The sequence below is a fragment of the Actinosynnema sp. NPDC023658 genome (assembly GCF_040639995.1).
GTDB lineage: Bacteria > Actinomycetota > Actinomycetes > Mycobacteriales > Pseudonocardiaceae > Actinosynnema.
In genome coordinates this window covers 1-4,036 of sequence record NZ_JBFAAX010000539.1, presented here as the reverse complement: position 1 = coordinate 4,036, position 4,036 = coordinate 1, and the positions used below count along the sequence as shown (strand labels likewise).

Genomic DNA, 4,036 nt, shown 5'->3' with positions numbered 1-4,036 from the left:
GACGTGGTCGGCGGCCAGTTCCACCCCGACCCGGCGGGCACGGGCGCGCAGTGCGACCGAGTCCACCGCGGCCGTCAGCAGGTCGGTGATCAGCTCGCCGCGCACCTTGTTCTCCGCCTCGGCGACCGTGCGGCGCAGGAGCAGCAGCAGGGCCGTGACGACGCCCGCGCGCTCGAACAGCCTGCGGTCGCCGTCGTCGAGGTCCGGGCGGTCGGTGAGGGTGATGCTGCCCAGCAGCTCGCGGCCGGCCAGCACCGCGCACACCCACGTGCCGTCCTGCGGGATGGCCCGACCGCTGGCACGGGAGGCGTTGACCGCCGCACGGGCCGCGAGGGCGCGGGCCGTGCCGATGCGGGCCAGCTCCGCGCCGTCGCTGTCGTGCACCACGATCCCGCCGTCGAGCACCTTCGCCACGGCGGCGGCCACCTCGGGCACGTCCGCGCCGCGTAGCACCAGGTCGGTGAGCCGGTCGTGGGCGTCCTCGGCGCGGCGCATGGCCTCGTTGTGCGCGCGGATCGTCTCGCCCGCCGCCCGCGTCTCCTCCAGCAGGTGCGCGGTGTCCAGCGCGATCGCGGCGTGGTCGGCCAACGACGACAGCAGCGCGACCTCGTCCGGCGGGAACTCGCGCGGCGAGCGGTTGGCCGCGTAGAGCACGCCGATGACCCGCTGGTCCAGCTTCAGCGGCACGCCGAGGATCGTCACCAGGCCCTCGTCGCGCACGGCGCCGTCGATGGGACCGGTGTGGTGGAACCGGTCGTCGGCGAAGTAGTCGGCGGTCACGTACGGCCGCGCGGTCTGCGCCACCAGCCCGCCCAGGCCCTCGCCCATGCCGAGCCGGAGCTGCTGGAACAGCACCGAGATCGAGCCGTCGGTGACCCTCATGTACGTGCCGGTGCCGGGCTCGTTCATGCTCAGGTAGGCGATGTCCGCGCCGAGCAGCAGCCGGGCGCGGCGCACGATGGACCGCAGCACGGCGTCCGGGTCGCGCACCCCGGCCAGGTCGTTGGCCGTGTCGAACAGCGCTTCCAGCTCGGCTTCCCGGCGGCGGTGCGCGGTGAGCGTGCGGCGGATCCGCAACGCCCACTCCGTCGCGCGGGCGATCCGGTCCAGCTCGCGGTCCGGCACGCCCGCCGCGCGGGCCGCGGGGAGCACCGCCGCGAGCCGCTCGCTGCCCGCGTCGGTCGCGAGCAGGTCGAGCAGTTCCAGCAGGTGCTCCACCGCGTCCGCCTCACTCATGCCCTTATGCTCGCACCGAGGTGCGCGGGTCGTCGGCGCGGTTCAGCGAGCTGCCCTTGGTCTCCTTCGCCACCAGCACCGCGATCACGGTCAGCACGCACATCCCGAGCACGTACAGCACCACCGGGAACGTGCTGTCGTAGGCCGACAGCAGGGCCGTCGCGATGAGCGGCGCCACGGCGCCCGCCGCGATCGACGCGAGCTGGTAGCCGATGGACGCGCCCGAGTAGCGGACCTTCGTGCCGAACAGCTCGGAGAAGAACGCGGCCTGCGGCCCGTACATCGCGCCGTGCAGCACCAGGCCGACGGTGACGGCCAGCGTCATCGGGAAGAACGACTTGGTGTCCAGCAGCGCGAAGAACGCGAACATCCACAGGCCGATGCCGACCGCGCCGATCAGGTACGTGGTGCGTCGGCCGATCCGGTCCGACAGCGCACCCCACATCGGGATCGTCACCAGGTGCACGAACGACGCGATCAGCACCGCGTTCAGGCCCGACGAGCGCGGCATGCCCAGTTCGGTGGTGATGTAGACCAGGATGAACGCGGTGATCACGTAGTAGGACACGTTCTCCGCCATGCGCGCGCCCATCGCGATCAGCACCTCGCGCCAGTGGTCGCGCACGACCGACACGATCGGCGGCTTCTCCTGGAGCTTGCCCGCCTCGACCTTCGCCTGGGCGGCCAGGAACACCGGCGACTCGGACACGCTGAGCCGGATCCACAGTCCGATGAGGACGAGCACGCCGGACAGCAGGAACGGCACGCGCCAGCCCCACGACAGGAACGCGGCGTCGCTCTGCACCGCCGCCAGCACCGCGAGCACCGCCGTGGCGAGCAGGTTGCCCATCGGCACGCCCGCCTGCGGCCAGGACGCCCAGAACCCGCGGCGCTCCGCGCTGCCGTGCTCGGACACGATGAGCACCGCCCCGCCCCACTCGCCGCCCAGCGCGAAGCCCTGGACGAGCCTCAGCAGCGTCAGCAGCAGCGGTGCGCCGACGCCGATCGCGGCGTAGGTGGGCAGCAGGCCCATGGCGAACGTCGCGCCGCCCATCAGCACCAGGCTGAGCACGAGCAGCTTCTTGCGGCCCACCTTGTCACCGAAGTGGCCGAACACCAGACCGCCCAGCGGGCGGGCCAGGAAGCCGATCGCGTAGGTGGTGAACGCCAGCAGGGTGCCGGTGAGCGGGTCCGCCGTGGGGAAGAACAGCTTGTTGAACACCAGGGCGGCGGCGGAGCCGTACAGGAAGAAGTCGTACCACTCGATGGTCGTGCCGATGAGGCTGGCTACGACCACCTTGGCGAAGGACGGTTTCGGCTGCGGAGGGGCGGCGTTGGTCATGTCGGTCACCACTTCGTTGGGGGTGGGGGAACGAGGGGTTACTGGGCGGTCCAGCCGCCGTCGATCGTGAACGACGAACCGGTGACGTGACCCGAGTGCGCGCCGCACAGCCACAGCACCACGGAGGCCACCTCGGTCGGTTCGATGAGCTGCTTGATGGCGTGCCGGGCGAGCATCACGTCCGCCAGCACCTGCTCGGGCCCGATGCCGTGCGCGCGGGCCTGGTCGGCCACCTGGTTCTCCACCAGCGGGGTGCGCACGTAGCCGGGGCTGACGCAGTTGCTCGTCACGCCGTGCGGTGCGCCTTCCAGCGCGATGACCTTGCTCAGGCCTTCCAGGCCGTGCTTGGCCGTGACGTAGGCGGACTTGAACGCGCTGGCGCGGGAGCCGTGCACGCTGGAGACGTTGACCACCCGGCCCCAGCCGCGCTGGTACATGTGCGGCAGGACGTGCCGGGCGAGCAGGAACGGCGCGGTGACCATGACCCGCTGGAGGAGCTCGAACCGGTCGGGCGGGAACTCGTGGACGGGGGCGACGTGCTGGAGGCCCGCGTTGTTGACCAGGATGTCGACCTCGGTGGGCAGGTCCCGGGTGGGGTCGGCGGCGGCGAGGTCGACCACGTGCTCGGTGCCGCCGGTCTCGTGGGCGGCCTCGGCCACCGCGTCGCCGTCGCGGTCGACCAGGTGCACCTTCGCCCCGGCTTGGGCGAGGGCGACCGCGCAGGCCCGCCCGATGCCGCTGCCGGCGCCGGTGACCAGGGCGGTGCGACCGGACAGGTCGTCGCTGTGACCGGGGACACTCGTCATGGCCAGAAACGCTAGGTGACCTGCGGTTCTGCGCACATGTGACGGATAACCACAACCTGTGGGCGGTCCATGTGTTTAGCCGACAGTGAGCGCGGGAATGATCGGATTACCCAATACCGGGTGAAGCGGGCGTACGCCCGTAGGTAGGCTGCTTTGGCCCGTTCGGGGGACGAAGGACGTTTTGGGGGTTACCAAGTGTCACTCACGCCGATCTACGACGACCTGCTCCGCGAGTTCGAGGGCATCATCGTGGTGAGCCAGGCCGCCGAAGCGGTCCAGTCCGCCGCGAACCCGGCCCCGGCGCAGGCCGACGAGCCCGCCCAGGACGCCGCCACCCGGACCGATCCCGCCCGGAACGGGACCCTCCCGGTCGAGAGCGCCCGCAACGCCGCGGACCCGGTCGAGCCCGTGGTCGAGCCGGCGCCGATCGCGCCCGCGCAGATCAAGCCTGCCCAGGTCGCGGCCGTTCAGCCGAAGCCGGCCCCGGCCGTGCCCCCGCGGACGGAGACGCCCGTCGCGAGCTGACCGCACGCGCACCCGCCACCACGGCGTCGGGGGCGGAACACATTCAGGGCGGGGTTTGGCCCACAGGCGGTTCCGGGCGGAAAACCGTGGACCCGCCCCGGCCCCCCCAGCCGCGGGCGAAGGGGGT

At 72.1% G+C, this 4,036-nt stretch carries 4 protein-coding genes; 1 reads left to right on the top strand and 3 read right to left on the bottom strand.

Translation table 11 applies throughout. The features are described 5' to 3' along the window. The 3 genes from AB0G02_RS30695 to AB0G02_RS30685 all read right to left on the bottom strand — a co-directional run. Window positions 1–1,236 (bottom strand): GAF domain-containing protein (locus AB0G02_RS30695; protein WP_360800899.1); only part of this gene is annotated, 1,236 nt, incomplete at its 3' end. A 4-nt stretch (window positions 1,237–1,240) separates the two neighbouring features. Further along, window positions 1,241–2,578, bottom strand: a complete 1,338-nt coding sequence (locus tag AB0G02_RS30690; RefSeq protein ID WP_360800896.1) for an MFS transporter — start codon at window positions 2,576–2,578, stop codon at window positions 1,241–1,243. 38 nt (window positions 2,579–2,616) lie between these two features. Then, window positions 2,617–3,384 carry a 3-hydroxybutyrate dehydrogenase gene (locus AB0G02_RS30685; protein WP_360800893.1) on the bottom strand — a complete coding sequence of 256 codons (768 nt, stop codon included), beginning with the start codon at window positions 3,382–3,384 and terminating at the stop codon, window positions 2,617–2,619. 195 nt (window positions 3,385–3,579) lie between these two features. Between AB0G02_RS30685 and AB0G02_RS30680 the strand changes: the two genes are divergently transcribed. Then, window positions 3,580–3,909, top strand: a complete 330-nt coding sequence (locus AB0G02_RS30680; RefSeq protein WP_360800890.1) for a hypothetical protein — start codon at window positions 3,580–3,582, stop codon at window positions 3,907–3,909. Window positions 3,910–4,036: the final 127 nt, after the last annotated feature.

What these genes read in the sequence shown, in the direction of transcription:
- AB0G02_RS30685 (WP_360800893.1), bottom strand. Translation starts at nt 3,384, where the DNA reads ATGACGAGTGTCCCCGGTCACAGCGACGACCTGTCCGGTCGCACCGCC.
- AB0G02_RS30690 (WP_360800896.1), bottom strand. Translation starts at nt 2,578, where the DNA reads ATGACCAACGCCGCCCCTCCGCAGCCGAAACCGTCCTTCGCCAAGGTG.